This window comes from Oceanobacillus sp. CAU 1775, assembly GCF_054482815.1.
Genome location: NZ_JBTLRO010000009.1, coordinates 69,314 through 92,029, shown reverse-complemented (window position 1 = coordinate 92,029; position 22,716 = coordinate 69,314). Strand labels below are relative to the sequence as shown.

The window sequence follows — 22,716 nt, the reverse complement described above, 5'->3', positions numbered from 1 at the left end:
TTATTTTTATGAAGAAGTTTACACTTATATTACTCGCATCATTCCTTATTTTAGTATTAGCAGCTTGTGGCTCAGATGATGATAATAATGAGTCGAATAATGCAGCGGGAGATACAGAGACAAACGCAGGTACAGTTACTGTAGAACATGAGTTAGATACAACAGAGGTACCTGTGAATCCAGAGAAAGTTATTGTATTCGATTTTGGAATTCTAGATTCACTAGATAAATTAGGTGTTGATTCGGTTACAGCACTTGCTAAGTCAGGCACTATCCCTTCCTATTTAGAAAAATACGAAGGTGACGCTTATGAAAATATCGGTAGTTTAAAAGAACCCGATTTTGAAAAGATTTCTGAAATCGATCCTGATTTGATTATTATTTCAGGACGTCAAGCGGCAATATATGATCAATTATCAGAATTGGCACCAACCATTCATCTAGGTGTTGATACGACGAGATATATGGATTCTTTCAAAGAAAATATGACTGTATTAGGTCAAGTTTTTGAAAAAGAATCTGAGATCGAATCTGAGCTAGAAGCAATTGATGAAATGATTGCTGATTTAAAAGAGAGAGCAGAAGCAACAGATGAAAAAGCGCTCATTATTTTAGCGAATGATGATAAAATTAGTGCATATGGTAAAAACTCACGCTTTGGAATTATTCATGATGTTTTTGGTGTAGATCCTATCGATGAAGGGATTGAAGCATCAACTCATGGGATGAACGTAACTTTTGAATATGTAATGGAACAAAATCCTGATATTCTTTATGTCGTTGATCGTGCTGCAGTAGTAACTAGTGGTGAAGCATCGGGAGCTGCACAACAGCTTGTTGAAAACCAACTAGTAGAGAATACAGATGCATATAAAAATGATAAAATCTTTTACCTAAACCCTGAATACTGGTATTTATCAGGTGGCGGTCTAGTTTCAGTAGCTGAAATGGTAAAACAGATTGATGAAAGTATTGAGTAACAAAAAATTGAATAAATAAATGTTTTCTAGGGTTCCGCAAACTTATAGTTGGTCTGGTCCGAGAGAAAACTCATAGCTAATGCTGTGCCACGGAAGGATAAAAGCCTGGGAGATAACTGTTAAACAGTTTCTCTCAGGCTTTTTTATTTTGTATATATGTTCATACTACTAAAAATGGAGGTAATTTCAGATGAATAAAAACTGGCTTATATTATTTCTTGCAGCCTTTTTAGAAGTTTTTTGGGTAATTGGATTGGCCCATGCATATGATTTTTGGACTTGGACTGCCACAATCATTTTGATTATAGTAAGTAATTATTTAATGATAAGTGTTGCACAAGTACTTCCTGCTGGAACAGTCTACGCTGTTTTTGTTGGGTTAGGTGCAGGTGGTACTGTTGTTGCAGAAATTTTATTTTTTGGAGAAGCTTTCAGATGGGAGAAAGTTTTTCTTATTGCAGTCCTCTTATCAGGGGTTATTGGTTTGAAAATGGTCACAGATAATGAAATTGATGATATTGAGAAAGGAGACAGATCTTAATGGCTTGGTTTATTTTAATTATAGCTGGCTTGTTTGAGACCTTTGCGGTTGCAATGATTAATCAATTATCAAGAAAACCAAATTGGCAGACCGTTTTTTTAATAATCATCGGGCTTGGATCAGCACTTGGTCTTCTAAGTTATTCATTACAAACAATTCCAATGGGCACAGGATATGCTATTTGGACAGGTATAAGTGTTGTTGGCAGTGCTTTAGTTGGGATGTTTTTTTATGGAGAATCAAAAAGTTGGAAGAGAATGTTCTTCATAACGTTAATATTAGCTTCTGGAATCGGATTAAAACTTATCTCATAGACTAATACTTTAAAGTCTAATTGCATAAAAAATATTAGCAGCATGAAATCAACTACAATTCCGATTCCATGCTGCTTTTTAATTTTCAGTAGAATGTTCTTCATTTTCACTATGTGTAGGGTGAGCGCCATCTGCTTGTCTCGGCAAGTTTGCATGCTGGGATTTATCAGGGAATACAAAAGCACTTTCCCGATACTGTCCAGGGAGCCAAGGGGTAGATTTGCCTTCAGGTGCTTCATATTTATTAATTGCTGAACCATAAGACCCTTCAGGAAACTCCTCAGGAATAATTTGGTTTTTAATTCTTCTCACACTCTCAACATCACTGTATTTCTTCTTTTCTTCTCTCATCTAAAAAAACTCCTTTCTACCAACAGTTTGTGCAAGAATGGAGGAAGTTATCCTGAATATGTAATTTGAATTCATTTACTTAAGGTAGAGTTTAATCTAGTTTAAAAAGGATTAATACGCCTAAATGTCGAATATGTTGTAATGGCAGTTGATTTAATTCAGTTAACACTTATGGGGGTTATTACCATCAAAAAAATGATATTGCTGTTATTAGGGTTTATTCCTTTAATTATAGGTTTTCTAATGAATTCATGGATAATCGATAATCCAGATAGTGTTTTACCTTCTAATCTTATAGGAATAATTTTTCTTGTTTTATGGATAGTGGTAGGTTTCATTAGCTTCACATTCGAAAAGTCACAATTAAAATCATTCTTGATTGTACATTTACCAGCTATAGCAATGTTCGTACTGCTGATGTATCAAGAAATGATCGTGGGAGGATATTGGTCAAATTTGTTAGGAGTTGCGACACAATTTTATTTTATGCCAATGATTGGTTTAGCTCATTCATTGATTTCAATATTCATATTTACAACTAAAGGTTTATGGTTAATGTGCTTACTAGCTTTATTACTTATGGTTGTTGCATTTTATTTAGGTAATTATTTCAGAAAGTCATGGAGTAGGTAAGATACACGAATAGTAAACTAGAGATATATTTTTTTGAGAAGTAATTACTCTTTTTAATCTACGTAATCGTTGGAAAGGTGTGTGAGAAAATTGATAAGGCTAGAAAATATGAGTGAATTCAATTGGATTAAAGAAGAGACCGTATCTTTTGATTTAAATCATGAAGGCAGTTATAAAGTTTCAAACCACTTACCTAATAGATATGATTTCTATTGTAAAATTTTACACCCTATTTATCGTGATAAAAATATTAAAGATGAATCGATTTTATATAGTCAAATTGGGCTTCCTACGAATGATAATCATATAGTTTTTAATCATGGAGAGAGATTAACTTTTAAATCATTAGCTGAAAAGTATAACTTAGATTATACAAAAGAAATAAGTAGTTTAACACTTGCAAAAGCTATAGGAGGATACCCACGCTATCTCATTTTAGGCGAGGAAGGTAGTACAGATAAAAACACCCTTCGTGAATTGGTGTCTTTATTAAAGTCATTTACTAATCATGAACAATGCTATTTCCAATACGAATTTTTAAAAATTATCGATCAGTTTCCTGACTTTCTAGAGTACGAACATGGACTTTTATACTACGGGAAACTTGATGATGTATTATCTATGTATGATATAGGGGATCATTATGAAATTGGCTCTCCAACGTATTGGTGGTCAGAAGATAAGAGTTGGTGCTTGTATACAAATTATGATGCGGATTTTACCATTGTGGGTGGAAACAAAGCGTTAATGGATGCACTCTTTTCAAGTAATGAATTTGAGTGTATTGAAGTGGATTTGGAAACGAGATTTTAGAGTGAATTTAAGAGTGTAAAAAGTAAAAACGAGATATTTTAAAATAAGTATAACCACTTACTCTTGTTGATCATAAGTAATTCATATACTTTAAATGAGCACATCAAGAAAATGTTGAGGAGTAAAAAAAGTGAATAAAATATTCGTAAATATATTATTAGTTTTATTTTTAATTGTTTTAAGTGCTTGTACTAACAATTCAAGTAACAATACTATTTCTCTTGCTGAATTAACAGACAGAGAAGACTCTATACTTTCAACTACTACGGATAAAGCATTTATATTTGATTTTGAGACAGACGGGGAATATGAAATAGTATCGGTGTGGATTGAGAAATATGAATCTGGTGAATTAATTGATGAGCTATTAAATGAACTAACATCGCAGATAGATGAAAATGGTTCCATTATTATTACTATACCTAAAACCATGAATACAGGTAAACAACATACATTTAATATTGGAGTAGGTAGTAATGGTACCACAGGATCATTAAGTAATTATGATACAAATTCAATTGAATTGAGTAATATGGCAAGTGTGTGGGGGAATTTCCCTGGTGAGCTTTCTATAGATGATGATGAATTGCTGTTAGCCCATATTTGTTATACCCAAGATGAGTATGGGAGGATGTCGTCCCTTTCAACTGACTTCTATGACGATCCAGAAGCTAATATAGATAAGTTGGAAGAATATGATGTCGTTTATTTATTTAAAGCTGTCTTTGTTAAGTAGTGTAATGAAACCCATAGCTACCTGTACAAAATGACACGGATAGCTATGCGTTTTGTTAATTATTTTTTTCGTACAGGAATCCAAATCTCACTATAAGCATAGCCGTCTTTATTTTCATCCATTTTTGTGAATGAAAATGTTGGAGCTGTAATGATTTCGTAATCGGAAGCAGGAAGCCATTCAGAATAAGTCCGCGCCATTGTGTCTTGTAGTGTAGTCGGGAATGGCCCTTTATTTGGGAAAACTGCCCAAGTACCTGCTTCGACTGACACTTTATCTAATGAATCACTAATCTGATCTTCTGTCGTTAATACACCTATCATGTGAGTTAAATTTCCCTCTTCTTTTAGGAAACCTGCATCAGCATTATAAGAAGCATTTACGATTTGCTTTGGTTCTAAGTTTTGAATAGCGCGCATTTCTTTTCTTTGTTCTTCCGTGATACTTTTAGCAAGCGCTACAATTTCGTTATTTACACCTTCAAATTGCATTGGTACCCGTTTACTAACACCGACTAAATGAAATGTTGGTTTTTCTTCGATTCTAAATTCCATTGTTGTTCCTCCTTTAACTGTTATGACAAAGGTCAGCTTTGGAAATGTTTTGCTGATACCTGTTTTTGTTACTTCTGATGGCAAGAAGCCGCTCCATTTTTTAAATGCTCTCGTAAAACCATCTAACGATTGATAGCCATATTTAAAAGCAACCTCTGTTACTTTTTCTCCGTTCAATAAATCCTTGTTTGCTTCTGACAATTTTCTGTTTTTCACATATTCATTTAAAGTCATCCCTGAAAGATGAAAAAATACGGTTCTTAAATGATAATCAGAAACCCCAGCATAATCAGAGATTTTTTGAAGAGATAGATCGTCCGCTAAATTTGCTTCAATAAACTCAATTACTTCGTTCAATTCCTTTAGCAATATATCCCTCCTTTCATGCATTCATAATAGCAAAATAAAATTAATAAAACTCGACATGTTTTCTAAAAAATTATCGTATAGTCAACATCCTAAGTTATATATTACCCTTCTTAAGAAGGAGAACGCACCCTTTTTATTGAAGTATATAGATAGTGAATTTAGGTAGTTTAGTAAACAGAAAGGATGTAAGATTGTTGAATAGATTATTATTTTCTATGATAGTTATGATTTTATTCCTTTTAACGGGATGCTCCGATTTATCTAAATATGATGATGAAGATACTGCTGCAATTGTTAGGGGAGAGGAGATAACAATTGGTGAATTGCGCCTATTATACCCAGATGAAGAAGTACTGAATATGATTGACGGAACTGTAAAAGCAAAACTAGTCGTTCAAGAAGCAAAGAAAATGAATATTGATGTTTCTGAAGAGATTGAGGAAATGGCTTTTACATTAGGTGTCTATCCTTCTAAAGATATAGAAAGTCAGTCTGCAATATCGACCAGTGAATTTGCTGAATCACAAGCTAAAAAGCTCGGTATGTCACCAGAAGAATTTCATCAAAAGTACATTGAATTAACTTCTGAAACAGGCGCATATATAAATGCTTATATCCAAGAAGTCATAGATGTCCCGATTGAGAACGTTGAAGAATTTGATGAACAAGCAAATAAACATTTGAATGAGTTAGTTCGGGAGAATCAAGATGAGATTAAGATATTTATTGGAGAGTAAAGGCGTGATATAGTGGAAAAATTATATTTTATTAGGAAGATTAATATTGTCCTAGGAAGTTTTTTAATATTATTAGGGATTTACTTTTTTATAGAAGAACTTTCAACAGGTTTTTCCTTTAAAGATCTTTCCCAATCAATTGCATTTACTTTGATAGGAATATCTATATTTTTATCAGCATCTTTTTACAAAAGGGAAGAGTAACTGACAAGCTTTTAATTTAATATTTAGGAAGAATATATTTAATAATCATGGAGGGTATGATGAATTTAAATCATCTTATAGCAAAAGGAAATACAGCAACTATCTATCTTTCTGACAATAAAATAATCAAAGTTTTTAACGATTACTTACCTGATACAGAATCTGAATATGAGGCAAACAAGCAAAGATATGCCTATGCAAGTGGACTTCCAGTACCTAAAGTCTTTGATGTCACTAAGATAGATGGAGAGCAAGCGATTATAATGGAATATATCCAGGGAGAAACATTGGGAGAATTAATGCTCAAGGATAAAGAAAAAGCTGAATATTACTTAGATATATCTGTCGATGTGCAAATGAAGATTCATCGTATTATGCCTAATACCCGAGAAATGGAATCAATGGTTGAAAAGCTATCGCGACAAATAGAGAATAGCACTCAATTAGATTATAAACAAAAAGCTAATCTAATAAATAAAATGAATTCTATGAGTTATGATTATAGGCTCTGTCATGGCGATTTTCATTTATTCAACTTAATTAGGACTGATAACCATGTGGTAATAATAGATTGGGTAGACGCAAGTGCAGGAGATATTCGTGCTGATGTTTATCGAACTTATCTTTTGTATTCCCAAATATCATTTGAATTAGCTGAAACATACTTACGAATTTATTGTGAGAAGAGTGGGCTATCAAAATCTGATGTATTTCAGTGGGCTCCGATTATTGCTGGAGCCAGATTAGCTGAGGCAGTTTCAACGGAGAGTTCTGAGCGACTATTGAAGATTGTTAATGATTTTGCTTAAGAGTATGAATCCTTACCTAGAAAAGATTAGCACTCATTCTTATTGAATTGATATATGTAAAGGGGTGAATTTATTGAAAAACAATTTCTTTATTGTTTGGTTTATTTTAATTTTAACATTGATATTAAGTGCTGGGTGTACAAACGCGAGCGATAAACCAGCCACTATTTCAGCCAATTCTGATTCAGAATATGTAAAAACCTTTGACGAATTAGCATTAGGAATATTATTTGATTTTGATTTCATGTTACAAGAGGCCGACAGGAAGTGGGTGAACCTTTGGGTGGAAAGATATGTATATGGAGAAAAAGATTCTGAACCATTAATACGGTTATACTATGGGGACAGCCCAGATGAAGTTGACAAGGGGAATTTAGGTTTTGGGGTAATTAACCCAAATTCAGATAATGCTTCCGTTTTCCTATATGGACCAAGTGTAAGTATGCATTCAAAAACAATTGACATGCCAGAACAGACAGATAGATTTGCCTCTTGGGAAAGTGCTATTGGTGATAAAAAAATAGATTTAGAGATAGGCGAAACAAAAATTTTAGCAGTATATAGAGAAAGTGAAGGAAATTCCATGCGTATGGTTGATTACCAAGATGAAGATGATGTAAATAGAATGATTAAACAAGATAGCATGGTCTTTTTATTAAAAATAGAGATAGAAGATAAAAATTAAATTTGGCTAAGTAGAGACAAGAAAATCCTTGTTCCCCTTTTCACAATCTATTAACATTTCCTCACAAAATTCATGATATTATTCTCACAAGGTTGAATTAGACGGCTAATTTGTGTTTAACTAGAGAAAGATTGAAAAGAAATGAGGGAACTTAGAAATGAAAAAGCAATTAATGCTTATCGCAGTAATTCTTCTAGCTCTGTTTTTAGTTGCATGTAGTGATGATGAGGCAGATGAGGTAAATGAAGATGAAAATGTTGCGGGAGAAGAACAAGCCCAACCAGAATTTGAGATTACAGAAGATGAAAAAGCCGACGAAGAATCAGCTGTCGTTAGTGTAAATGGCACGGAGATTCTTGGAGATAAATATAATAATATTTACCAACAATTAAAAACAATGCTTCATATGTATGGACAAGATACAAGCGATCTCGAAATGCTAAAGAGTGAAACGATTGCGATTTTAGTTGAACAAGAATTGATTCGTCAAGATGCAACAGAACAAGGTATCGAGGTTACTGAAGAAGAAACGCAAGCACAGATTGATACAATCGTTGAAGAAAATGGGGAAGAAGCACTCGCAACGATGCTTGAGCAAAATAACCTTTCGGAAGAAGACTTTAGAGAACAGTTAACGAATGATTTAGTTACATTAAAGTATATCGAAACTGAATTTGATGTAGAAGTTACGGATGAAGAAGTCCAAGAGCAATATGATTTGCTAAAAGAAGAAAATGAAGAACTCGGTGAATTCGAGGAGTACGAAGAGGTTATCAGACAGAATATTAATGATGAAAAACAACGTGAAATGCTAGAAACACGTGTGAATGAGTTAAGAGAAGTAGCAGAAGTAGAAACATTAATTTAAAATAGAAATGCAGTGCTCTTTTTGTGGAGCACTGCATTTTTTTGAAGCTTGAAATTGGTAAAAGCCCATGTTCACAGTGAACTCGCTCAAGTTCACGATAAACTTGGTATACTGCCATTAAAATGGACACTTTGATTTATTCACAAATTTCATTATAGAATAATCATCAAGGGGGAGATTTTAATGGCAAGAAAAGTATACGATAACCGAACAAAAAGGCAAGCTGTAGAATTATATTTTGAAGGTCATAGTGTTCCTACTATCATGGAGAAATTAGAAATTAACCAAAGGCGTTCGATCTATAAATGGATTAACGTTGTAAAGGCAGAAGGTTTTGATGCCCTTTCCGATCAACGAAAAAATAATACAGGTAGACCTAATAAAACCACACTGGAAGAGGAATATGAGTTATTAAAGGTGGAGAATGCGTATCTAAAAAAGCTTTTGCTGTTAAGGAAGGGGGGAAACGTGTAAAACAATTAGCTTTTGAAACTATCCATAAACTAGCCAATGATTACCCTATCAAGACACTATGTAGCTTATTTCGCGTATCACGTTCAGGATATTACGCGTGGAAAAAAAGAGATGGCGTATATCAAAAAGATGTAAAGGATGAAAAGCTGTTCGAAATTATAAATAAACACTTTGAAAAACATTATAAAATGGTTGGCGCAGAGCGGTTAAGCATCATATTAGAGAACGAAGAAAATATAAAGGTTGGTAAGAAACAAGTAGCTAGAGTGATGAGGAAGTATGGGTTATACTGCGTCATTCGTCGAAAATATAGAAATTATAATAATCCAGCCATAGTCGCACCCAATTTACTGGAACAAAACTTTACAGCGACTAAACCACGGATAAAGTTAGCTATTGATATAACTTATATAGGCATAACGCAGCCATACAGGAAGTGGGCGTATCTATGTGCCGTAAAGGATTTATATAACGGCGAAGTCTTGGCTTCTACCTTTGGTAATAAGCAAAATACGCAATTAGTGTTAAACACGGTAAAAAAACTAAAAGAAAAAGGGTTAGGGAAAGGAGCCATTCTGCATAGCGATCAGGGAGCTCAATTCACTAACCGAGACTATTTTCAATTACTTGGTCAATCTAATATCACCCCTTCGATGTCGCGAAGGGGAAACTGTTGGGATAATGCCCCTATAGAGAGCTTCTTCAGTATCATCAAGGAAGAAATGCCAATTATGTTTTCTTACAAGACGTTCGAAGAAACGAGCCAAGCAATCGAAGAATATATCACTTATTATAACAAAGAACGCGTGGTAACAAAACTCAGAATGTCACCACAACAATACTTAAGTAAGTTTCAACTAGAAGTAGCATGATTTTTCCTTGGAACCACTCCCAAAGAGCATAATTCTAAGGTTGGTTTTGTCAAGGGAAAGAACACCCTTGACAAAACCAACCTTAGAATTGAAAAGTCATCATGTGGTTTCAAGGAAAAAATAAAATGGGTGTGAATTAATTAATGTGTCCACTTGACAGAGGTCTGTCCAACTCGCCGATGTTCACATTGAACTCGCCCAAGTTCACAAGACACTCGCTGAAGTTCACAATACAGAATCTAGAACTTCCAAGAAAAGCTCCATTTCTTCGTCCGTTCCAATCGTGACTCGTAGAAAATCACTAATCTTTGGCTGTTTAAAATGACGTGTAAGAATATTTCTGTTTTTTAGCTCCAAATAAAGTTCTTCAGCAGCCACATTTTCATGGCGTATCAATAAAAAGTTTGTTTGTGATGGGAGAACTTCAAAAGAACGTTTGTTTAATTCCTCAACGACCCATTTTCTTGTTGTAATTACTTTCTCAGTTGTTTCTTTAAAATAATCAACATCCAGGATCGCTGCACTTGCCCCAGCAAGCGCTAAGCGATCAATCGTATAGGAATTGATAGAGTCTTTAATGCGAATGAGTGCCTCAATTAAATCTGGTGAACCAAGTGCAAAGCCAACTCTTAGCCCAGCTAGGGAACGTGATTTTGACAAGGTCTGGATAATCAATAGGTTAGGATATTCGCTAAGCAAACTGACTGCTGATTCCTCCGCGAAATCAATATATGCCTCATCAACAATTACAACCAAATCAGAATTATTTTCTAGTATTGCACGAATTGCTTCTAATTCTAAATATAGACTTGTTGGCGCATTTGGATTTGGAAAAATAACGCCACCCTCGGATTGAAAATAATCTTCAGGGCGTATCGTGAAATCATTTCTCAATTCCATTGTCTCATATGGGATGTCAAATAACTTAGCATAAACTGGATAAAAACTATAGGAAATTTCAGGAAAGCGAATCACTCTTCCAGGCTCAAAGAATGCCATAAAAGAAAAGGCCAATACTTCATCCGAACCATTTCCAACAAAAACATTCTCCTCAGAAAGGCCATAATATGTTCCAATGTCTTCTCTTAATTTATCAGCTGTTGGTGATGGGTATAAATTTAAATGCTGATCGACCTCCGCTTTGATTGCATCAGTTACATTTGGTGAGGGAGGGTACGGATTTTCATTTGTATTTAATTTTATAATGTTTTTTTGGTTCAATTGTTCACCAGGAACATAAGGATCACTGCGTTTAACAGCGCTGGTCCAAAATTTATTCACGGTTTTGACCTTCCTTTTCGAGATGTCTTTCTGTCAGTACTTTCTTAATGTCCTTCGTCGACACACCTATTTCCTGCATTAGCACTAGCACATGATAAGTTAAATCTGCAATTTCTGCTGTTAGCTCTTCATGGTCATTATTTTTAGCTGCAATGATAACTTCACTGCTTTCTTCGCCAACTTTTTTCAAGATTTTATCGACGCCTTTTTCAAAGAGATAAGTTGTATAAGTACCTTCTTCTGGATTTTCATATCTATCTTTTATTTTGCCTACAAGTTGGGGGAGAATCTCTTGTGTAGGGACTTCATTCGTATGCAAAACTTCATGGAAACAAGTATCCTCACCCTTATGACAAGCTGGTCCGAGTGGCTCAACTTGAACAAGAAGGGCATCTTGATCACAATCATAAGAGATTTGTTTAACAAGCTGTTTATTGCCAGATGTTTCGCCTTTATTCCATAAGGTCTGACGAGAGCGAGAGTAGAACCATGTTTCGTTCGTTTCAATTGTTTTTTCTAGAGAAGTTTTATTCATATAGGCAAGTGTAAGAACCTTTCCAGTGTCAGCATCTTGAACAATGACAGGAAGAAGTCCGTTGTCATCAAATTTTAATTCATCAAGATTTTTTGTCATCATTGGTTCCTCCTAACATTGATGTTTTCTTCGGCAAGGTAATTTTTTAAATCAGGAATGTTAATTTCGTTAAAGTGAAAAACAGAAGCAGCGAGTGCAGCGTTAGCGCCAGTAGTTAGCAGTACTTCTTTAAAGTGTTCCATTATACCAGCACCACCACTTGCAACAACTGGAATAGTAACCGCATCAGCGATTTGCTTAGTGATGCTAAGTTGGTAACCACCTTTTACTCCGTCCGTATCAATCACGTTCACAACAATTTCACCAGCACCAAGTATCTCAGCTTTTTTTGCCCACTCCAATGCATCGATTCCAGTATCTTCTCTACCACCTTTTTTATGGACGGTCCATTTCCCTGTCGATATTTCTTTTACATCCATCGCAAACACAATAATGTCACTACCAAAGACTTCAGAAGCTTCTTGAATGAAATTCGGATTTTCTATCGCTGCGCTATTTATAGAAACTTTATCAGCACCAGCATCTAAAACGGCTTTAATATCACTAGTTGTGCGAATACCACCACCAACCGTTAATGGAATTGTCGTTACTTCTGCTACAGCCTTAACAAGGTCTAGGAAGAGCCCTCTGTTTTCAGTTGATGCCGTAATATCATAAAATACGAGTTCATCAGCACCAATGTCATTATAAAACTTTGCAAGCTCAACTGGATCTGCGACTTCTTTAATATCTTCAAATTTAGTTCCTTTAACGACTCGCCCCTTATCGATATCGAGACAGGGTATTATTCGCTTCGTTGTCATTTTACTTCACCTTCTATAAGTCGAGTAAAATCTAAATTGCCATCATAGAGTGCTTTTCCGATAATCGCACCATACATTTTTAGATTTCTTAGATTTTTAACATCCTGCTCTGTTGTAACACCACCTGAGGCGATGACATCGATTGTCGTTGCTTCATTTATGGTTTGCAATTCCGTGAAGTTTGGTCCTTCGAGCATGCCATCTTTGAAAATATCTGTATAAACAATTGTTTTAACACCAATTTCTTCAAGTTCCTTTACTAAATCGAGTGCTTTTGTAGTACTGTCTTTTGTCCAGCCGTCTGTAGCGACATAACCATTTCTTGCGTCAATGGAAACCGCGATTTTGTTCTGGAATTCATCCACAGCCTTACGTAAAAATTCTTTATCTGTAATCGCAGCGGTACCGATAATGACACGATTTACTCCAGCTTCGAGGTAAGTTTTAATAATTTCTAATGAGCGAATTCCACCACCGATTTGAATGGGGATTGACACATTCTTGGCGATTTCTGTGATGACACTCTGATTAATAGATTGCCCAGTTTTTGCGCCATTTAAATCGACAATATGTATAAATTCAGCTCCTTTTCTTTCCCATTCTTTCGCTACTTCTACGGGATTTTCATGGTAAATTGTTTCTTTATTATAATCGCCCTGTGTGAGGCGAACGCATTTTCCATTAAGAATATCAATTGCTGGAAATAGTATCATATTTAATCAGCTCCATTTAATTTGAGTTTTACAATACACCTTTTGTTGATGGGATTCCCTTAACCCTTGGATTAATCAGTGTTGCTTCGTCAAGTGCGCGGCCAAAGGCTTTGAAAATTGCTTCGATGATATGGTGACTATTCTTACCGTATTCTAAATTGATGTGTAAATTAATTTTTGCATTATTTGTGAAGGCCAAGAAAAATTCTTCGACAAGCTCCGTATCAAAATTACCGACCTTATCTTTTAAACCCTCAACATTAAACACAAGAAAAGAGCGGCCACTAATATCAAGAGAAACTGTTGCAAGTGATTCATCCATTGGAACTGTGACGGTTGCGTATCTCGTAATACCTTCCTTTGTTCCGAGTGCTTGATGGAATGCTTGACCGAGCGCAATCCCGATATCTTCTACGGTATGATGCTGATCAACCTCAAGGTCGCCATCACAGCTGACGTTTATATCGAACAGACCGTGCTTCGTCAGTAACGTAAGCATATGATCAAAGAAGCCAACCCCTGTAGAAATCTCTCCTTCGCCAGTTCCATCAATTGCAAAGTCTAATTTTATTTTAGTCTCTGTTGTATCACGTGAAATTGAAAATTTTCGCATTATGGCTGCTCCTTTCTAATCTGAATCGAATGTGCATGTGCTGTTAAACCTTCTGTATTTGCAAGCGTAATAATTTTATCTGCAGCTTGGTTAAAGCTTTGCTCGGAATAACTAATGATGCTTGAACGTTTAATAAAGTCGTAAACTCCAAGTGGGGAAGCAAACCTTGCCGTTCCATTTGTTGGAAGCGTATGGTTCGGTCCTGCGAAATAGTCACCTAAAGGTTCTGGCGAATAATCTCCTAAGAAAATAGATCCAGCGTGTTTCACAAGTGGAAGTACTTCCATCGGCTTATCAACCATTAATTCTAAATGTTCTGGTGCAATAATATTGGCGATTTCTACTGCTTCTGTTAGATTTTCAGCAAGTATTATCTTTCCGTTATTTTGAATAGATACATCGATAATCATATGCCTATCTAAAGTTTTTGCTTGAAGTTCTACCTCTTGTTGAATTTGCTTTGCGAGAGATTCGCTAGTCGTAATACAAAATGCTCTAGCTGATTCGTCATGCTCTGCCTGAGATAGTAAATCTGCTGCGACAAATGCAGGATTTGCTCGTTCGTCAGCTATTACACAAATTTCACTTGGCCCAGCGATCATATCAATGCCCACTTCTCCGTACACCCATTTTTTTGCACGGGCAACATATGCATTCCCTGGTCCAGCGATTTTGTCTACCTTTTTGATGGATTCTGTACCATAGGCAAATGCAGCAATCGCCTGTGCACCACCTACCTTATAAACCTTCGTCACACCTAATTTCTGTGCAGCAAGCAGGACATAGGGATTAACTTTTCCATTAGTATCAGTGGGACTTGTAATCACAATGTCCTCCACCCCAGCAATTTGTGCTGGAATTACTGTCATTAGTACTGTAGAAGGGTAACCAGCTTTACCACCTGGTACATAAACACCAACACGTTCAATCGGTCGAATAATCTGTCCTAGCATGCTACCGTCATTTTGTGGAAGCATCCAAGACTTTTCCTTTTGAGCGTCATGAAAATCTCGTATATTTTTAATTGAAGCGTCTAGAGCTTCGAGAAAAGATTCATCAGCAAATTCTTTCGCATCTTTAAACTCTTCGGAAGAAACTAACAGACTATCCAATTTCACTCCATCGAAAGCTTCCGTATATTTTAATAGCGCTTCGTCTTTATTTTTACGGACATTTTGAATAATATTTAAGACAGCTTCATCTAATTGTGCATTATTGTCAGTTGCTTCAGTTCCATTTGTCCACTCATAATAAAATTCTTCTGCAGATAATATTCTCAAATTTAGCCCTCCAATATCTCATTTATTTTTAAGATAAATGCTTGCACTTCGTTTGCTTTGGTTGCGAAGCTTGCTTTATTCACAATTAGTCTCGTACTGATGGATTCAATATCTTCCAAAACAGAGAGACCATTCTCTCTAAGGGTATTTCCTGTTTCAACGATATCGACAATTACATCCGCTAAACCAATAAGTGGCGCAAGTTCAACCGAACCATTCAAGAGAACCGTCTCGATCTGTTGTCCTTTTTGGCTGAAGTACTTTTTCGTGATGTTTGGATACTTTGTTGCGACGATCAATTTCTGATTCGGGTTAATCACAAAATCAGGATAACCTGCGACAGAAATTTTACATTTACCAACTTTTAAATCATGCATTTCATAAAAGTCAGCTTGTGACTCGAGGATGTTATCTTTGCCAACAATCCCAATATCTGCGGCACCACGTTCTACATAAGTAGGGACGTCGACGGCTTTAACGAATAGAAGCTTGATTGTTTGATCCTCATTATAGAAAACCAGCTTACGGCTTTTCTCATGAAAATCAACGAAGTGAATCCCACCAGCTTCTAATAGCCGTATTGTTTCATTTGCAGGCCTTCCTTTTGCAACTGCAAGGGTTATTTTCACCATTTAATTATCCTCCTTTTGAACTTTTAACATTTCTACTAATTCCTCAAAGGAGTGAAAGGGTTGGAGATTTCCATTGATGCGAAGTAAATGATTATCCTTTTTAACTTGAATATTTACTAGATTAGCATCTATTAGTGTATCTACTGTTCTAATATTAAACCCGGCATCTCTTAATTCACTTGCGAGCTTTAGAGCTTCTTTCCTCGTAGCTTGTTCATATTGAAGAGATAAGGCATTGGGTAACTTTGAGTTAGCAGTTAATTGGGCTTGCTTCATTGCTTGGAGTAATATATCTACTTCAAAAGCAAAACCAATTGCTGCTAGATCTTTACCTAAAACTGCTCCTAGATTGTCATAACGACCACCCATTAATACCGGTTTACCAATTTCATCGACAAAGCCTTGGAAAATAATATCTGTATAGTAATCCATATTATTTATGAGTCCAAGATTTAACGTAATATGATTCATAACCTCATAATCCTTCAGAACCTCGATTACATCTTGCAGATTATCCAAGATAGTTTGCATGTTTTTATTTCTTATAATTTCTTTCGTTTTCTTGAGGACGTTTTCTGGCTCCCCGTATAGTAGTGGGATTGCATACAATGCATTTTGTAGCTCACGACTAATTTTTAAAGTTTGTAAATATGGTTGCATTTCTACGATGTTTTTCGATTGAATATATGCTTGTAATTGTTGAAGTTCATCTGCAGATAGAGCTGCTTCCTTGATTAACTCTTTAACAAAACCAGCATGACCAATTTCAATTTTAAAGTTTTTGAATCCGATATCTTTCAAAGAATGAATGGCAAGCGCAATAACTTCAGCATCTGATTCTGGCGTTTTATTACCAATAAGTTCGACACCAGCTTGCGTGCTTTCTTTATCCGTACTGTTTTCTTCGGTCTGTCTAAAGACATCAAGCACATAGAAAAGTCTTTGTTCACTAGTATTAATATCAGTATTTTGAGCCGTCATCCGAGTGATTGGAATAGTGCCATCTGGTCTAAGTACGAGCACTTTCCCTGTTTGGTCAATTACCTTAATCATTTCATCCTTATTTACCGTGTTTCTAATGGATGCATACATGTCATAATCTTCAAAAGTTGAGGTATGGACTTGTTGGTAACTATATGTAGAAAATCTTTTTTTAATTATAGAAACCAGCTGATCTCTATAGTAAAAATCAAGCACAGCACGATTAAGATTACCCTCTGTTTCATTTTTCATAAATACCCCTCCGACGCTTTATCGCTTTATCACTTTATCAAAGTGAAGTTATGTAGTATTATAAACAGTAACAAATTAAATGTCAATTGAGAAAAGATAAAACAGAGAGGAAGAATACTAGAATGTTTGATTACCATATGCACAGTAACTTTTCGGCAGATTGTGATACAAAGATGGAAGCAACAATAGAGAAAGCAATTGAACTTGGACTCGAGGAAATTTGCTTCACTGATCATATTGATTATGATTATCCTGATAAAGAGTGGGTTTTTGAATTTAATTTAAAACAATACGATAGAAAAATAAAAGAAGTTCAGGATAAATATCGTGATAAAATACGTATAAAAAAAGGCGTGGAAATCGGTGTTCAACCTCATGTGTTAGAGAAATATGAGCAATTAATGAAGGAAGAGAGCTTTGACTTTGTCATTTGCTCCATGCATGCGACAGAGAAAAAGGATCTTCATTCAGGTGAATTTTTTGAGGGAAAAACAGTGGAAGAAGCTTACGAAATTTATTATAGAGAGCTTTTAAGTTGTGTGAGGGATTTTAAAGAGTTTAGTGTGCTTGGACATCTTGACTTGGTCAAACGCTATACGAAAGAAAAAAGTAAAGAAAATTTCCATGAGATAATGCGAGAGATTTTCCAAGAAATCATTCCAGCAGGAAAAGGAATTGAACTAAATACATCAGGTATACGCTACGGCCTTGGAACAGGACTCCCTAGCTTCGATATCCTTAAACTTTATAAGGAATCTGGGGGAGAGATAATTACAATAGGTTCAGACTCGCACGTTCCCGAAACACTTGCATATAATTTTACAGATGGGCTCAAACAAATAAAAGAAGCAGGATTTAATTACATCGCCAGCTTTACAAACGGTAAACCAACCTTTCACACAATCGATAAAATGCTAAAGTAATAAGATTATGTAAAAAGTCATTGTTGAAAATTTGACCAATAAAAAATAGAAATCTAGAATCAGCTTTGGAAATATACGAAGACTCCTGTGGGAGGTAAGGCTTTAATGAGATGCCGAGGACGCTTGCGTCTGAGGTAGCTCATTAGCCGCCCACGGAAACGTAGTATATTTCTGAAGCGGGTTTATCCTCTTAACAAGCAAAGTAAAAAACTTCACCAAGTTTTTAAAGGATTGAATATTTCATTGCAAAAGCTGTGCTATAATGGGAAGGGAAATTAAGAAAATAAAAGCTTTACCAAAAGTAATTTTGTGATAAAGGAAAGGATTCTCATGACTATCAATCAACATATATATAATAAACTATCAGCGATTACTGCAACTGAAAATATTTTAACCAATGAACCTATACACCAACATACGTACACTAAACTCGGTGGAAATGCCGATTATTATGTTACTCCTGAAAGCTATGAAGAAGTACAAAATATCGTTCGTTTAGCTAACAGCGAAACGGTCGAATTCACCTTATTAGGCAACGGATCGAATCTTATTGTAAAAGATGGAGGAATTCGTGGGATCGTTTTGAATTTGCAAAAACTAGCTGATATTCAAACAGATGGGGAGCAGCTTGTTGCCCAAAGTGGAGCTAGAATTATTGATGCTTCAAGATATGCATTAGAGAAAAACTTAACGGGTCTTGAGTTTGCTTGTGGCATTCCAGGTTCTGTAGGTGGAGCATTATATATGAATGCTGGTGCATATGGCGGAGAAGTGAAAGATGTTTTAAGAAGTACACTCGTTTGTACAAAAGAAGGCGAGCTTGTTACCTTACAAGCAAGTGAGCTTGATTTAGATTATCGGACAAGTAATATTCCAGATAATGATTATATCGTACTTGAAGCGACTTTTGATTTAAAGGTTGGGGAGTATGATGCAATCAAGGCTGTGATGGATGATTTAACATATAAACGCGAATCAAAACAGCCTTTAGAATATCCTTCTTGTGGGAGCGTATTTAAACGTCCACCAGGTTATTTCGCTGGAAAATTAATACAAGATAGTGACCTTCAAGGAAAGCAAATTGGTGGAGCACAGGTTTCTACGAAGCATGCCGGCTTTATTGTGAATGTAGATGAAGCGACAGCAGATGACTACATTGAACTGATTGAATTTGTGCAAGAAACGGTCGCGGAAAAGTTTGGCGTCCCATTAGAACGTGAAGTACGAATTATTGGTGAAGATATAAAAAAGTAAACATATAAAAAAACTCCGCAGATATTTTTCCTTCTGCGGAGTTTTATATGAAATTTTACCCTCTGAATCTACTCAAGAATGATTGCAATCTCTCATTTTCAGAGTGCTCGATTACCTCGGCTGCTGTCCCTTGTTCAGCAATTACTCCTTCATCAAGGAAAAGTACTTTATCAGCAATATCGAGAGCGAAGTCCATTTCATGTGTAACGAGTACCATTGCCATGTCTTCATGCTGTGCTAAGTCTCTGATTACTTCAAGAACTTCCCCGACTAATTCAGGGTCAAGTGCTGAAGTTACTTCATCAAATAGCATAATTTTCGGTCGCATAACAAGCGCGCGAGCCATAGCTACACGTTGTTTCTGCCCACCTGAAAGCTGACTGGGGTAATTATCAAATTTATCTCCAAGACCAACACGTTCGAGCATTTGTATAGCTCTTTCTTTTACTTCTGCTTTATTTTCTTTTTTAACATGAATTGGAGCAGTCATACAATTTTCGAGAATTGTCATATGCGGGAAAAGGTTAAAGTGTTGGAACACCATACCAATATCTCCACGGACCTCGCGTAAATGTTTTTCGTTTGCACGAACTTCTTTTCCGTTCTTATTCATTTTCCATAGATTCACATCTTGAACAATTATATCTCCAGCAGTTGGCTCCTCTAGAGTCATTAACATCCTAATAATCGTTGTTTTACCTGATCCACTAGGGCCAATTATCGCAACTTTTTCGCCAGGCATAATATCTAGGTTAATTCCCTTTAAAACCTCGACATCACCAAATGACTTATAAACATCTCTATATTTAACAATCGGTTCTACCATTTTATTCACAACTCCTTTAACTATTTTTTAGCAACTGCATTTTTGTCGAATCTAGTATTCATTTTAACTTCCAATTTCTTAATTAACACAGCAGATGGATAGCTAAGTAGAAGGAAAATGATACCTACGATTGTAATTGGCTCAAGATAAGCGTACGTTCTTGCACCATAAGTATTTGCCATCAACATTATTCCGGCAACACTAATTGTTGATGCGAGTGGAACTTCTTTAAACATAATAATGAAATAGTTCCCAAGCATTGGAATGGTTGGTGGAATAGCTTGTGGTAGAATAATTTTCTTCCATTTATCTCTGGTGCTGAGGTTCAATGCAGTAGAAGCTTCCCACTGTCCTTTATCTACACTTTCAATTCCAGAACGATAGATTTCACCGATATAAGTACTGAAATGAATACCTAAACCTAAAATGGCGCTTGTCATTGGACTTAGTGTTGCACCAACATAAGGAATGACTGGCCATGCGTAATAAATAAAGAATAATTGAACGAGGGGTGGCGTCGTACGAATGAATTCCATTATCCATGTCACAATAAAATGAAAAGGTCGGTTTGGCACTCTTCTTAAAAATGTCCAAACAAAACCAAACACTAATGCGAAAAGAAAACTAGTAATTGTTAATGTGATAGTCACCCAGATTCCATCTAAAACAAAGGGGAGCGCATCAAAGAATGTTTCCCAACTCCAATATGTGCTACTCATTAGCTAGCCGCCCCTTTCTTAGCGATAGACTCGCCTTTTCTCGATAACCAAATGAGTGGTAATGCAAGAATGAAGTAAAATACAAGTACTACTAAGTAGACTACCGGGGTAATGGATGCATTTGTACTCCGGATAATATCACCATAATATAGAATATCTCTTAGCCCAATTAAAGAAACCAGTGAAGTACCTTTTAAAATTTGAATGGTATAGTTACCGAACTCAGGCAACATCATTCGTAAAGCTTGTGGAAAAATAATTAATCGCATCCGTTGGAAGCTTGACATATTTAGCGCAGTTGCCGCTTCTGATTGTCCATTATCAACTGCTAGTATCGAACTTCTTACTACCTCTGATAAATACGCCCCATAGTTAAGTGCAATCGCAATAACACCGATCCACCAATTGCTTCCTAGCTGTATGTTAAATAACATTGGAATAGCAAAGTACAGCCAAAATAATTGTACAATGAGGGAAGTACCACGAAAGACTTCAACGTAAAAGCCAGTCAGCTTGCGAATGATAACATTCTTTGAAAGTCGACATAGACCAGCAACGAAAGCCATAATGTATGAAAGCAAAGCCGAAACAATTAGAACGGAAATCGTTACTTGCAGTCCTCTCGCAATTTGTGGAATGACTTCAATTATTGTGCTAATTAGAATCACCTCTTATTAATTTGTCTTAGTGTCGTAAGGAACATAATTTTTCATAGGAAAGAAAACCAATATTACGAGGAATTTCATCTATCATATTACCCTTACTGTTTACAACAAAACATAGGGCCCACTCCTAGGGAAGAGTGGACCCTATGCAATTCATTTATTATAATTTACTAATCTTTATACTTCGCCAGCACATGCTTGCTCTGTAGTTACCCCATCTACTGGTACAGAGTTACTTTCCGCACTAAATCCATTTGCTTCTAGTAATTCATCAACCGTACCATCTTCTTTTAACTCATTAAGTTTTTCATTATAAGCATCACGTAATTCTTCATTATCTAAGCTAAATGCTGCTGCACCATAACTTGGTACACCATCTACATCAGGCTGAATGAATGACTCTACTAATTCAAGATCATCTGAATCGAATGAATCAAATGCCATTCTTACAGTCATTTCAGTTCCTGTTGTAACGTCAGCTCTTCCAGCTTGAACTGCTGAAAGTGTTGCTGGAATATCTGGAGCAGTTGTAATCTGACTTGGATCTACACCTTCTTGTTCTAAGAATCCAATTTCAGTCGTTCCTTCCATTACAACGACAGTAACATCTGGGTTCGCTGCAATATCAGCATAGCTCTCAATTCCTAGTGGATTTCCTGCTTCAACAACAAGACCTTCACCATATTGCATTTCAGGTTCTCCGAATAATACATTCTCACAACGATCTGGTAAGATAGCCATTCCCGCTGTAATTACATCAAACTGTCCAGCTTGAACACCAGGAATAAGCTGTGCCCAATCTGCAAGTTGTCCTTCTACATTTTCTACACCTAGCTCATTAAATACGGCAGTTGCAATATCAACAGCTGCTCCTTTAAGCTCTCCATCTTCTTCATATGCATATGGTGCTTCGTTAGAGAATCCAACTGTTACTGTACCAGACTCCTGTAATGCTTCTAAAGCACTAGAACCTTCGTCAGCTGCTCCATTCGTGTTTTCTGTATCGCCATCATCTGACCCACAAGCTGCGAGTAGTACAAGAGCAATACCTAAAAGTAATAAACTTAACCTTTTCATTCTCCTAATGACCTCCTAGATTTATTATGAGACTATCCCCTTTTTATTTCCCTGAGAAACTCTGTTTTTTCTTTCTCTTAAGAAATTTAGTAATTTAAAAGTCCCGTATCTTTTCTGCAATATTAATGTTATAGATTTTTCATTTTTGCTTCAAATCGTTTA

General features: G+C 35.8%; 28 protein-coding genes and 1 riboswitch. Of the genes, 14 read left to right on the top strand and 14 right to left on the bottom strand.

What is annotated here, in order from left to right:
* Positions 1-8 precede the first annotated feature (8 nt).
* The 3 genes from ACXYMZ_RS14325 (at position 9) to ACXYMZ_RS14315 (ending at position 1,835) form a co-directional block, all read left to right on the top strand.
* On the top strand, positions 9-980 hold the full coding sequence (locus ACXYMZ_RS14325) for a siderophore ABC transporter substrate-binding protein (protein WP_458949089.1): 972 nt from the start codon (positions 9-11) through the stop codon (positions 978-980).
* Between the two features lie 15 nt (positions 981-995).
* Positions 996-1,094, top strand: a riboswitch (guanidine-I (ykkC/yxkD leader).
* Between the two features lie 76 nt (positions 1,095-1,170).
* Positions 1,171-1,521: a DMT family transporter gene (locus tag ACXYMZ_RS14320; RefSeq protein ID WP_458949088.1), complete on the top strand. Its 351-nt coding sequence runs from the start codon at positions 1,171-1,173 to the stop codon at positions 1,519-1,521.
* Positions 1,521-1,835: a DMT family transporter gene (locus tag ACXYMZ_RS14315; protein WP_458949087.1), complete on the top strand. Its 315-nt coding sequence runs from the start codon at positions 1,521-1,523 to the stop codon at positions 1,833-1,835. The genes ACXYMZ_RS14320 and ACXYMZ_RS14315 overlap by 1 nt, the downstream gene beginning before the upstream one ends.
* 78 nt (positions 1,836-1,913) lie before the next feature.
* On the opposite strand, the gene ACXYMZ_RS14310 is transcribed toward ACXYMZ_RS14315, so the two are convergent.
* Positions 1,914-2,186 (bottom strand): hypothetical protein, encoded by a 273-nt coding sequence (locus ACXYMZ_RS14310; RefSeq protein ID WP_458949086.1) that lies wholly within the window; start codon positions 2,184-2,186, stop codon positions 1,914-1,916.
* 141 nt (positions 2,187-2,327) lie between these two features.
* On the opposite strand from ACXYMZ_RS14310, the gene ACXYMZ_RS14305 reads away from it, so the two are divergent.
* From ACXYMZ_RS14305 to ACXYMZ_RS14295, 3 genes are all read left to right on the top strand, one after another.
* Positions 2,328-2,819: a hypothetical protein gene (locus tag ACXYMZ_RS14305; protein ID WP_458949085.1), complete on the top strand. Its 492-nt coding sequence runs from the start codon at positions 2,328-2,330 to the stop codon at positions 2,817-2,819.
* Between the two features lie 108 nt (positions 2,820-2,927).
* Positions 2,928-3,632 carry a hypothetical protein gene (locus ACXYMZ_RS14300; RefSeq protein ID WP_458949084.1) on the top strand — a complete coding sequence of 235 codons (705 nt, stop codon included), beginning with the start codon at positions 2,928-2,930 and terminating at the stop codon, positions 3,630-3,632.
* Between the two features lie 130 nt (positions 3,633-3,762).
* On the top strand, positions 3,763-4,368 hold the full coding sequence (locus tag ACXYMZ_RS14295) for a hypothetical protein (RefSeq protein WP_458949083.1): 606 nt from the start codon (positions 3,763-3,765) through the stop codon (positions 4,366-4,368).
* A gap of 59 nt (positions 4,369-4,427) precedes the next feature.
* Here ACXYMZ_RS14295 and ACXYMZ_RS14290 read toward each other — a convergent pair whose 3' ends face one another.
* Positions 4,428-5,291, bottom strand: coding sequence for an AraC family transcriptional regulator (locus tag ACXYMZ_RS14290; protein ID WP_458949082.1), 864 nt, complete (start codon positions 5,289-5,291; stop codon positions 4,428-4,430).
* 215 nt (positions 5,292-5,506) lie between these two features.
* Here ACXYMZ_RS14290 and ACXYMZ_RS14285 point away from each other — a divergent pair, with 215 nt between their 5' ends.
* The 6 genes from ACXYMZ_RS14285 to ACXYMZ_RS14260 all read left to right on the top strand — a co-directional run bounded on the left by ACXYMZ_RS14285 (position 5,507) and on the right by ACXYMZ_RS14260 (position 9,940).
* Positions 5,507-6,028 carry a hypothetical protein gene (locus ACXYMZ_RS14285; RefSeq protein WP_458949081.1) on the top strand — a complete coding sequence of 174 codons (522 nt, stop codon included), beginning with the start codon at positions 5,507-5,509 and terminating at the stop codon, positions 6,026-6,028.
* Between the two features lie 263 nt (positions 6,029-6,291).
* Positions 6,292-7,041 carry an aminoglycoside phosphotransferase family protein gene (locus tag ACXYMZ_RS14280; protein ID WP_458949111.1) on the top strand — a complete coding sequence of 250 codons (750 nt, stop codon included), beginning with the start codon at positions 6,292-6,294 and terminating at the stop codon, positions 7,039-7,041.
* A 73-nt stretch (positions 7,042-7,114) separates the two neighbouring features.
* Positions 7,115-7,726, top strand: a complete 612-nt coding sequence (locus tag ACXYMZ_RS14275) for a hypothetical protein (protein WP_458949080.1) — start codon at positions 7,115-7,117, stop codon at positions 7,724-7,726.
* Between the two features lie 157 nt (positions 7,727-7,883).
* A complete protein-coding gene (locus tag ACXYMZ_RS14270; protein ID WP_458949079.1) occupies positions 7,884-8,594 on the top strand; it encodes a SurA N-terminal domain-containing protein in 711 nt (236 codons plus the stop codon).
* 183 nt (positions 8,595-8,777) lie between these two features.
* Positions 8,778-9,068, top strand: coding sequence for a helix-turn-helix domain-containing protein (locus tag ACXYMZ_RS14265; protein ID WP_458949078.1), 291 nt, complete (start codon positions 8,778-8,780; stop codon positions 9,066-9,068).
* A complete protein-coding gene (locus ACXYMZ_RS14260) occupies positions 9,005-9,940 on the top strand; it encodes an IS3 family transposase (RefSeq protein ID WP_458949110.1) in 936 nt (311 codons plus the stop codon). The genes ACXYMZ_RS14265 and ACXYMZ_RS14260 overlap by 64 nt, the downstream gene beginning before the upstream one ends.
* A gap of 225 nt (positions 9,941-10,165) precedes the next feature.
* On the opposite strand, the gene hisC is transcribed toward ACXYMZ_RS14260, so the two are convergent.
* Genes hisC through hisZ form a run of 8 tightly spaced genes read right to left on the bottom strand, consistent with a single transcriptional unit; the run spans position 10,166 to position 17,090 of the window.
* Positions 10,166-11,221 carry a histidinol-phosphate transaminase gene (hisC, locus tag ACXYMZ_RS14255; protein ID WP_458949077.1) on the bottom strand — a complete coding sequence of 352 codons (1,056 nt, stop codon included), beginning with the start codon at positions 11,219-11,221 and terminating at the stop codon, positions 10,166-10,168.
* Positions 11,214-11,855, bottom strand: a complete 642-nt coding sequence (hisIE, locus tag ACXYMZ_RS14250) for a bifunctional phosphoribosyl-AMP cyclohydrolase/phosphoribosyl-ATP diphosphatase HisIE (RefSeq protein ID WP_458949076.1) — start codon at positions 11,853-11,855, stop codon at positions 11,214-11,216. The genes hisC and hisIE overlap by 8 nt, the downstream gene beginning before the upstream one ends.
* A complete protein-coding gene (gene hisF, locus ACXYMZ_RS14245; RefSeq protein WP_458949075.1) occupies positions 11,855-12,619 on the bottom strand; it encodes an imidazole glycerol phosphate synthase subunit HisF in 765 nt (254 codons plus the stop codon). Before hisF ends, hisIE begins: the two co-directional genes overlap by 1 nt.
* Positions 12,616-13,332, bottom strand: a complete 717-nt coding sequence (gene hisA, locus ACXYMZ_RS14240) for a 1-(5-phosphoribosyl)-5-[(5-phosphoribosylamino)methylideneamino]imidazole-4-carboxamide isomerase (protein WP_458949074.1) — start codon at positions 13,330-13,332, stop codon at positions 12,616-12,618. Before hisA ends, hisF begins: the two co-directional genes overlap by 4 nt.
* Positions 13,333-13,360: 28 nt before the next feature.
* Entirely contained in the window at positions 13,361-13,945 is a 585-nt protein-coding gene (gene hisB, locus ACXYMZ_RS14235) for an imidazoleglycerol-phosphate dehydratase HisB (protein ID WP_458949073.1), read from the bottom strand.
* Positions 13,945-15,225: a histidinol dehydrogenase gene (gene hisD, locus ACXYMZ_RS14230; protein ID WP_458949072.1), complete on the bottom strand. Its 1,281-nt coding sequence runs from the start codon at positions 15,223-15,225 to the stop codon at positions 13,945-13,947. Before hisD ends, hisB begins: the two co-directional genes overlap by 1 nt.
* A 2-nt stretch (positions 15,226-15,227) precedes the next feature.
* The gene (gene hisG, locus ACXYMZ_RS14225; RefSeq protein ID WP_458949071.1) at positions 15,228-15,857 is read right to left on the bottom strand and encodes an ATP phosphoribosyltransferase; all 630 of its coding nucleotides are present in this window, start codon (positions 15,855-15,857) and stop codon (positions 15,228-15,230) included.
* Entirely contained in the window at positions 15,858-17,090 is a 1,233-nt protein-coding gene (gene hisZ, locus ACXYMZ_RS14220; RefSeq protein WP_458949070.1) for an ATP phosphoribosyltransferase regulatory subunit, read from the bottom strand.
* A 122-nt stretch (positions 17,091-17,212) separates the two neighbouring features.
* On the opposite strand from hisZ, the gene ACXYMZ_RS14215 reads away from it, so the two are divergent.
* Positions 17,213-18,013 (top strand): histidinol-phosphatase HisJ family protein, encoded by an 801-nt coding sequence (locus tag ACXYMZ_RS14215; RefSeq protein ID WP_458949069.1) that lies wholly within the window; start codon positions 17,213-17,215, stop codon positions 18,011-18,013.
* Between the two features lie 330 nt (positions 18,014-18,343).
* On the top strand, positions 18,344-19,267 hold the full coding sequence (gene murB / locus ACXYMZ_RS14210; RefSeq protein WP_458949068.1) for a UDP-N-acetylmuramate dehydrogenase: 924 nt from the start codon (positions 18,344-18,346) through the stop codon (positions 19,265-19,267).
* Positions 19,268-19,322: 55 nt separating this feature from the next.
* Here the strand turns inward: murB and ehuA are convergent, their stop codons facing one another.
* The 4 genes from ehuA to ehuB form a co-directional block, all read right to left on the bottom strand.
* Positions 19,323-20,093: an ectoine/hydroxyectoine ABC transporter ATP-binding protein EhuA gene (gene ehuA / locus ACXYMZ_RS14205; RefSeq protein ID WP_458949067.1), complete on the bottom strand. Its 771-nt coding sequence runs from the start codon at positions 20,091-20,093 to the stop codon at positions 19,323-19,325.
* Between the two features lie 20 nt (positions 20,094-20,113).
* Positions 20,114-20,812, bottom strand: a complete 699-nt coding sequence (gene ehuD, locus ACXYMZ_RS14200) for an ectoine/hydroxyectoine ABC transporter permease subunit EhuD (RefSeq protein ID WP_458949066.1) — start codon at positions 20,810-20,812, stop codon at positions 20,114-20,116.
* A complete protein-coding gene (locus tag ACXYMZ_RS14195; RefSeq protein ID WP_458949109.1) occupies positions 20,812-21,471 on the bottom strand; it encodes an amino acid ABC transporter permease in 660 nt (219 codons plus the stop codon). Before ACXYMZ_RS14195 ends, ehuD begins: the two co-directional genes overlap by 1 nt.
* Positions 21,472-21,654: 183 nt before the next feature.
* Complete coding sequence (gene ehuB / locus ACXYMZ_RS14190) at positions 21,655-22,554, bottom strand: ectoine/hydroxyectoine ABC transporter substrate-binding protein EhuB (RefSeq protein ID WP_458949065.1); 900 nt, start codon at positions 22,552-22,554, stop codon at positions 21,655-21,657.
* Positions 22,555-22,716: the final 162 nt, after the last annotated feature.

Bases quoted from the DNA above. Each gene is read 5' to 3' on its own strand.
- hisB (WP_458949073.1), bottom strand. From the start codon at position 13,945: ATGCGAAAATTTTCAATTTCACGTGATACAACAGAGACTAAAATAAAA.
- hisZ (WP_458949070.1), bottom strand. From the start codon at position 17,090: ATGAAAAATGAAACAGAGGGTAATCTTAATCGTGCTGTGCTTGATTTT.
- ACXYMZ_RS14280 (WP_458949111.1), top strand. From the start codon at position 6,292: ATGAATTTAAATCATCTTATAGCAAAAGGAAATACAGCAACTATCTAT.
- ACXYMZ_RS14320 (WP_458949088.1), top strand. From the start codon at position 1,171: ATGAATAAAAACTGGCTTATATTATTTCTTGCAGCCTTTTTAGAAGTT.
- ehuD (WP_458949066.1), bottom strand. From the start codon at position 20,812: ATGAGTAGCACATATTGGAGTTGGGAAACATTCTTTGATGCGCTCCCC.
- hisIE (WP_458949076.1), bottom strand. From the start codon at position 11,855: ATGACAAAAAATCTTGATGAATTAAAATTTGATGACAACGGACTTCTT.
- ACXYMZ_RS14315 (WP_458949087.1), top strand. From the start codon at position 1,521: ATGGCTTGGTTTATTTTAATTATAGCTGGCTTGTTTGAGACCTTTGCG.
- ehuA (WP_458949067.1), bottom strand. From the start codon at position 20,093: ATGGTAGAACCGATTGTTAAATATAGAGATGTTTATAAGTCATTTGGT.
- ACXYMZ_RS14265 (WP_458949078.1), top strand. From the start codon at position 8,778: ATGGCAAGAAAAGTATACGATAACCGAACAAAAAGGCAAGCTGTAGAA.
- ACXYMZ_RS14285 (WP_458949081.1), top strand. From the start codon at position 5,507: ATGATAGTTATGATTTTATTCCTTTTAACGGGATGCTCCGATTTATCT.
- hisG (WP_458949071.1), bottom strand. From the start codon at position 15,857: ATGGTGAAAATAACCCTTGCAGTTGCAAAAGGAAGGCCTGCAAATGAA.
- hisA (WP_458949074.1), bottom strand. From the start codon at position 13,332: ATGATACTATTTCCAGCAATTGATATTCTTAATGGAAAATGCGTTCGC.
- ACXYMZ_RS14270 (WP_458949079.1), top strand. From the start codon at position 7,884: ATGAAAAAGCAATTAATGCTTATCGCAGTAATTCTTCTAGCTCTGTTT.
- ehuB (WP_458949065.1), bottom strand. From the start codon at position 22,554: ATGAAAAGGTTAAGTTTATTACTTTTAGGTATTGCTCTTGTACTACTC.
- ACXYMZ_RS14305 (WP_458949085.1), top strand. From the start codon at position 2,328: ATGGCAGTTGATTTAATTCAGTTAACACTTATGGGGGTTATTACCATC.
- hisF (WP_458949075.1), bottom strand. From the start codon at position 12,619: ATGACAACGAAGCGAATAATACCCTGTCTCGATATCGATAAGGGGCGA.
- ACXYMZ_RS14215 (WP_458949069.1), top strand. From the start codon at position 17,213: ATGTTTGATTACCATATGCACAGTAACTTTTCGGCAGATTGTGATACA.
- ACXYMZ_RS14310 (WP_458949086.1), bottom strand. From the start codon at position 2,186: ATGAGAGAAGAAAAGAAGAAATACAGTGATGTTGAGAGTGTGAGAAGA.
- ACXYMZ_RS14325 (WP_458949089.1), top strand. From the start codon at position 9: ATGAAGAAGTTTACACTTATATTACTCGCATCATTCCTTATTTTAGTA.
- murB (WP_458949068.1), top strand. From the start codon at position 18,344: ATGACTATCAATCAACATATATATAATAAACTATCAGCGATTACTGCA.
- ACXYMZ_RS14300 (WP_458949084.1), top strand. From the start codon at position 2,928: ATGAGTGAATTCAATTGGATTAAAGAAGAGACCGTATCTTTTGATTTA.